The organism is Photorhabdus hainanensis, from assembly GCF_018448965.1.
GTDB classification, from domain to species: Bacteria; Pseudomonadota; Gammaproteobacteria; order Enterobacterales; family Enterobacteriaceae; genus Photorhabdus; species Photorhabdus akhurstii.
In genome coordinates this window covers 1-6,903 of record NZ_RCWD01000073.1, presented here as the reverse complement: position 1 = coordinate 6,903, position 6,903 = coordinate 1, and the positions used below count along the sequence as shown (strand labels likewise).

The window sequence follows — 6,903 nt, the reverse complement described above, 5'->3', positions numbered from 1 at the left end:
AATAACTGCCGCCCAGTGTTGCTGTTTTTCAGTGAGTGTCATAGTGATTCGCCCTCTCAATAAAAGAAAACTCACTATGACAAAAGATTAATCTGTCGGATATGTGGGGTTAATTAGGCGGTTACGTTTTATCCGACTATAGATGTTGTTGTGGGGCTGGAAGAACTCGATCTGCTGCTAGCTGAATGGCAGCACTACTACAACTGGGAACGGCCCCATAGCTCGTTAAAGAGGCTAACACCGATAGACAGGATTTCAGAGTTATCTGACCAAACTCCTTTGTCTGAAGAGATATCACAGCACTACCAGCTCTGGAAAGATAGGTTTCAAGAGCAAAATTACAAGCTCGATCTTCGGCTAAGAAAATTGAAACCATCTCTATGAATCACACATTTTCACGGCCAAAGCTGCTTTCCCATGAAAGCCGCTTTGATCCTGTTTTTTGCAACAAATACCTTTTTAAGAGTCTTTAACCTCTACTGGTTTTTCCTCATTGCTGCCTTTTTTCTGATTAAATGCCACTGCAATTAGTATCATCGCTAGTGCAATCCAAGTATTCGGGCCTACTTGTTCGTCAGCAAACATAAAACCGATCAGCACTCCGAATGTAGGTACTAGATAGTTGGTTAGTGAGGCGAATACTGGACCTGCTTCGGAAATTAGGATCATATACAGGAAATACACTATTCCGGCACACATTACGCCCAAGTATACGATAGACAGTATCGAATCTAAAGTAACATTGCTTGGTATTTTACTCCCCGTAAATAGGGATATCAGTAATATTTGTATGCTCGCTGAGCCCAAGACATTTCTTGCTACAATGAGTGGGTGCTCTAATCCACATTTAAATAGTAGGATAAGCGCAACACCAAATGAAGCTGATGCTGCAAGGATAGATAAGGGGCTCCAAATACTTAACGAGCTATTACCTTTTATAATATCTGGCGCAAATAGAGAGAGTAGACCGAGAAAGCCAACAACGACACTTAGAATATTTGAGCGAGAAATTTTGTTTCCTGCACTTAACAATGGGGTAAACAAGATGACGAAAAATGGAACAGTACCAATTAGCACCGAAGCAATGGAAGAGGATACGTACTGTTGTCCCCATGGAACTAGTGTAAAAGGTATTGATGCTTCTAGTAACCCTATTAGCATGTATATCAACCAAGGAGTATTCCCCTTGGACCTAACTTTCAGTATTTTACAGATAATAAATAGTGTTATGAAACCAATCACCGCTCGACCAACGCCAATCAGTTGAGGCGTAAAAACGCTGAGTGCTATTTTTTGAAAGATAAACTGAGAGCCCCAAATTAATCCAATTATTGCTAGCAGAAAATATTTGTTTTTCATTATTAGAACCTTTAATTAGTGATCACGGAAAATACGGCCGGCACTTTTGAGCTTATCTAAAATTCCATTGCTTCTCAGAGCATGCCAAAGTACAACTGCATTTATACTCAGTAAAGGAATACCAATACTGGCCTCTAGCTTTTCTGCAAGGTTTACAAAGCTCATGTTTGTACCACATTGAACTATAGCGTCTAGGTTATTGCTTTTGGCATCTAGCAATTCCAAGATGGCATGCTGCTTAAGTTTGTCTGGGATGTGGGCAATATGCTGAGTGTTTCCACAAGCTAGACCAACATCGGCGACAACATTGTAACCGAGGTCATGAAACATTTTTTTTGCCGACATGTTCCCTTGAGCTTCAAACGGCGTAATGATGCCAATATTTTTCGCCTGATATTTTCCTAGTGCTGAATCTATCGCTTGGTGACAGGTTGACCAGTTGAGGTCGGTTGTTGATATAGCATAGTCAACGGGCGCTGAAACTTCATCGATACCATACAATATATGTTCTAGACTCATACCCAATATCAAGTGTTCGGGGTCAGAAAGCTTGGCGACATTAATCGCATTTTGCAGCCCAGCTAAGAAGCTTGCTTTATAGCGCTCGATATCTTGCTGATTTTTTATTTCCGGTCTAGGTGTAATGACATTTGATGTGTGAAAACCTATACCATCAAGGGACTCAACGTCATGGTTATTAATTAGGATGCTCCATATTTCCTTTTCCATTGTCGTATTGGTTGCTGGGACAATGAGGCCAAATTTCTTCTTGTAGTGAAGAGGGTCTTCATGAAATGCACTACGGTCTATGTCTCCATATTTCTCAATGAAATTTCCATTAAAAAAAATGCCATCTTGGGTAAACGTTGGTTTTATCGTATTTGTTCTTCTAGAAGGTATATCGTTCATTATTCGCTCTTTAGGTTGGATAGCGTGACTTTATAGCCACGCTATTTATTTAATAGTTTGGTTCCTTAATTAGGATATCTTGTCTATTTTTTATATCGGGTTGGTAAACCTCTTTATCCCAGAGCTCTTGCTCTACATCCAACATAGATACAGAGATGACGTCATTTGAGCAAGAAAATCCAGTTGAAATGATGTTGGAGATCTGATTTGCAATACGCTCCTTTTCTTCCCTCGAGATGTGTGAGGGAAAGTGTTTAATCAATACATGTGGCATGATGAATATCTCCTACTGTGCATGTTGTATAATTGATGGCTCGCAGAGGATTTCTGATATTTCTCTAGATCCCCCAACGGATAAGGATTGGTAATGATCATAGGTTAAGTTAAATACACTTGGTGTAGTTAAATAATAACGATGGTTACCATCGACAAACGAGTAATCGTCACCTATTGACTTCAATATGGAAATTTCTGCCTTGATGGTTCTTTTCTCCAATTCCTTAAAGGTATACTTAAAGTCATAAGTTTCTTCAACAATGGAAACAATTCTCTCGATAGTTCCGGTATCTATTTCTGGTAGGCGACTTTGGACAAAATTTATAAATGAATCTTTGTTGTTTACTTGTAATAAACACTGTTCAAGATCACTCCCCGAAATTTTCCTAAAAAACACCGAATACAATATCGTTACGTATTTCTGATTGGTGTAACAGGCTACCTCGTTTACTTGAGGTTGGATGTTAAGCTTTGGTGATCCTGGTGCAATGAGTGCGAGTTGCTTCACTACATCTCCTTGCTGTTCTAATTGGTAGGCGGTCTCGAATGCTACCCTAGCGCCAAAAGAGTATCCCCAAAGATAATACGGGCCTGTATTCTGCACCGATTTAATCGCTTTAACGTCTTCTGCAGCCATTTCCTCGATAGTTGAATAGGGCAATTCGTTCTCATTAATTCCGTATGCTTGAATACCATAAAACTGATCAGCAACACTTTCTGCTAAATTTTTTAAACCCATTGGGTAGCTACCTAAACCTGGCCAGCAGAATATTTTCTTGTCTCCTTTTCGGTTGTTTAATGGCAGAACTCGTTGTTTCGTTATTTCACTCTCGCTTACAATATGTTGTTCAAGTTTTCTGACGCTACAACGGTCAAACAGAACTTGAAGAGGTAAAGAAACATTCATTGCTTGATTAATCTCAGATATCAACATGACTCCGCTAAGTGAATCACCACCAGATGCAAAAAACTCGTCGTCTATGGATACATTGTTATATTCCAAAATAGATGACCAAATCCGCGCGAGATTTCGCTGTATATCGTTCTCAGGTTGAACAACCACCGCGCTATTGTTTTTCTCTTCTTGATGGGCAAGTTGTTTGAGTTGGTTATTGTCTACTTTGCCATTCGATGTTTGCGGCATTTTGTGTAACACCGAAATCTTATTCGGAATCATATGTACTGGTAACGTTCTTTTTAAATCGTCTCTAAGAATCTCAGTTGGCCCCCTTGAGTGGATAAGATCTTCTTTCATGCCTTGTGAACGAATTTGCTCTTTAGTGACTGGACCACCAATGGCGAAATAAAATGCACCTACTGATTTATTTTTATGGCTAAGTATGTCTTTCATTCTTGAGCAAGATGGTAGGTCATGACCTGTTTTCGAACTATAGCCAGAAGACATCAGGCCTATGTCTAGCTCGTTCAACTGTAGCCTTTGTAGCTCTCGACCTAACCATATATAGGCATCCCATCTATTTTCTTCGGGTACGACTAAAGATACACCGAAGTGAGATTCGCTATAGACACTCTGGTTAATGGCGATGACGTCTTTTTTACGAATGCTTTTTTCGCAGATAAACGTTATGTCACCATTCGCACAGAGGTATGTGCCTGATGTCAGCTGTGCAATTTTAGAGTTGTTAGCTTGAATATACGTCTCTACCGGGGAGTCGGTCATGCTGTGTTGGCCAGCAATTATATCGAAAGATGTCAAGTACAACGAACCACTATTGTTCATCACCCCATTGGCAAGTGCATTTGATCGATAGAGAGTTGATGCGTGTAGGCCATAGTTATTTAAGACATCATCAAACATGCCAATAATATGCCCTGCTTCCATTTCCAATACTTCAACGACGTTGTTTTGGTACACACAGGAAATGGCTGAGTGGATTCCAACTAAATGAACTTTTATCTGATTGTGTCCAGTAGTCGTATCCACCTGAACGAACGTGTGGTCAGTTGGGGTGTAATAATAGATACCATCCGCAATGCCAGATATGCCTGCCAACTCAACGTAGATTTGTACCGCATAAAGTGCGCCTGGGGATGCGTAAGAATACTTAGGTAACAGCCTTTCCTTGCTATGGAACTGACCAAACATCCTCATTATTGAACCTAGTTCTTCAACGGTTCCATTGAATTTGGAGTTGCTTTGGGTGTGATTTTGGTGGGAAACCAACGAAATTAAGTCATTCAAATCCAGTTTATCGCCTTTAAAGCTTCGGTATGTTTTCCTTGCAAATGCTTGGTGAGACTGCGACATGGTCTCCGATTTACCGGGTAGCTTGACTCTCAGCGTACTTGCTGGAAAAGTTCTCACTCCAAGGTTGGACAATTGTGCCTTGACTTGTTTTTTGCTGTTTTTGGACACGTGATGGCTTTGGTCAAGACCTTGATCCATGAGAGCAGCCTCCCTCGGGTTTAACTCTACATAGGCCAATATTTCTTTGTTTTCAGTGCGAGCATTTTCAGCCACAATAACTCCCGCATATTTAACCCAATCGTGACTTTCGATAGCGACTTTCACTTCGTCTAGCTCAATGCGATAGCCTCTAACCTTAACTTGATTATCTTTCCTCGATACAAAATTGATGTAGCCATTTTCTCCATAGTAACCGAGATCCCCCGTTTTATAAATTAACTGTTCAGATTGACCATGCAGCTTCTGAGTAAGGATGAATTTATCGGCAGTTGCTATTTCATTATTGTGGTAACCTGGTGATAGCTGAGGTCCGTTGATGCAGATTTCTCCAACCTCATTGTTCATGGCTGGTTCACCGAAATCATTGAGGATAAATATTTCGGTATTTTTGACGGGTATGCCGATTGGAATAACGTCTGGATAGTCTTCTAGACAATTAAGGTCGACGTCTAGAAAGGAGGCATTAATTGTACATTCAGTTGGGCCATAAAAGTTAACAAGACGTCTAGGGCTAAGGTGCTTTTTGAATTCTAAAGCCAGTTTTTTGGTTAGTGCTTCTCCTCCACAATATACTTCTATCAAACTATCGCATGAGGATATTTCGCGATATGTCAGCAAGGCTTTTAATAGAGTTGGAACACACTGAATTGATGTAATATTGTGTTTCTTGATTTCAGCAATGATTTTTGTTGGGTTCTTATACAAGTCTGCATCACCAAGTACTACGGTGGTCCCACAACATATGGCGAGTATTTCCCACTGAGCAGCATCGAAGCTCATCGGAGTTTTTTGCAAAATGGTTTTGCTTTGGTCAAAATTCAGCTCTTCTGACACCCACTGCATCTGATTTGTGATATTTCGGTTATTGATAGCAACGCCCTTGGGTTTACCAGTACTTCCTGATGTATAAATCATATAGGCAGGTGAGTTCTCGCAGCTTTGAATTTGGCTGATGTGTTCAAGATCGAAGTCCCTAGATGAACTGAACGCGAGTTGTTCTAAAGTAATGATGTGAGCGTCGTTATGGACGAAGTCCCTAAGCTTATCTGCATATTTCTGTTTAGTGAAAATGACTTTCACACCCGAATCGGAAAGCATATATTCTATTCTATCATCAGGGTATTCTGGAGAAAGTGGAAGGTATCCCATGTTAGAAAATAAGGCGCCAAATATCCCGTAATACATACTTTCATCTTGGTCGGTATATATACCAATATACTGCCCTGCATTTACCAATGAATGATTGACAAGATCTGAAACTAGCCAGGCACCTAAAGCAATATCTTTGTATGTGTAACCTAACTCATCTTTTTTCACCACAGTGCGATTTGGGTTGGCCACAGCTTGGCCAATGAACATTGATAATAACCCTGTTGGATTTGTTTTTTTCATTAATTAAATACTCAATAAAAGTGTATCCTTAGCAACAAAAAAGCTTATAAGACTGTGATATTGTTTCTAAGGCAATTAGATTAAATAACGGTAATGTTAGAGAGGGTAATGTGAGCTTATTCGCACTTTCTAGTATTCATTCACTCACAGCAATTGCTTTTCCTATGTCAAACTTTGATTAAATGTTCTTTAAGGCTATACATGCTGCATGTCATATAAATTTTTCGCATTAGAGAATATCACGTTACATGTATGTTAATGTCATCAATAAATGACTACAAAGGGTATATAAATAAGCATTTTTTGTTACAAAGATCATTAAAGTGAAAGTTTGATAATTCAACAGAGTGAGTCGAGTTACCTGATAGAAAAAGCGAAAAGAACAAAATGTGAGCAAGAGTTCCGAGAGTTGAGGGAGTGTTAGAAATTCTGTGTCATTCCAGTAATATATCTCAAAAAGGAATGACAAATGACTCAATCTTTCGATTTCGACAAAGCCCTGAAAGCGCTTCAGGAGGGTCAGGCACTGACCGGTAAGA

At 39.7% G+C, this 6,903-nt stretch carries 4 protein-coding genes and 1 pseudogene; 1 reads left to right on the top strand and 4 read right to left on the bottom strand.

From position 1 onward, the window contains the following. Positions 1–126 precede the first annotated feature (126 nt). A pseudogene (locus EAE92_RS23555) lies at positions 127–384 on the top strand (integrase core domain-containing protein); the annotation flags it as partial. A 75-nt stretch (positions 385–459) separates the two neighbouring features. On the opposite strand, the gene EAE92_RS23550 reads toward EAE92_RS23555, so the two are convergent. From EAE92_RS23550 to EAE92_RS23535, 4 genes are read right to left on the bottom strand one after another with little or no spacing between them, the layout of a single operon-like run. Further along, positions 460–1,359: a DMT family transporter gene (locus EAE92_RS23550; RefSeq protein ID WP_214069802.1), complete on the bottom strand. Its 900-nt coding sequence runs from the start codon at positions 1,357–1,359 to the stop codon at positions 460–462. Positions 1,360–1,374: 15 nt separating this feature from the next. Next, positions 1,375–2,268 (bottom strand): maleate cis-trans isomerase family protein, encoded by an 894-nt coding sequence (locus EAE92_RS23545; RefSeq protein ID WP_214069801.1) that lies wholly within the window; start codon positions 2,266–2,268, stop codon positions 1,375–1,377. 49 nt (positions 2,269–2,317) lie between these two features. Then, positions 2,318–2,542: a tautomerase family protein gene (locus tag EAE92_RS23540; RefSeq protein ID WP_214069800.1), complete on the bottom strand. Its 225-nt coding sequence runs from the start codon at positions 2,540–2,542 to the stop codon at positions 2,318–2,320. A gap of 12 nt (positions 2,543–2,554) precedes the next feature. Further along, positions 2,555–6,364 (bottom strand): amino acid adenylation domain-containing protein, encoded by a 3,810-nt coding sequence (locus EAE92_RS23535; protein WP_214069799.1) that lies wholly within the window; start codon positions 6,362–6,364, stop codon positions 2,555–2,557. Positions 6,365–6,903: the final 539 nt, after the last annotated feature.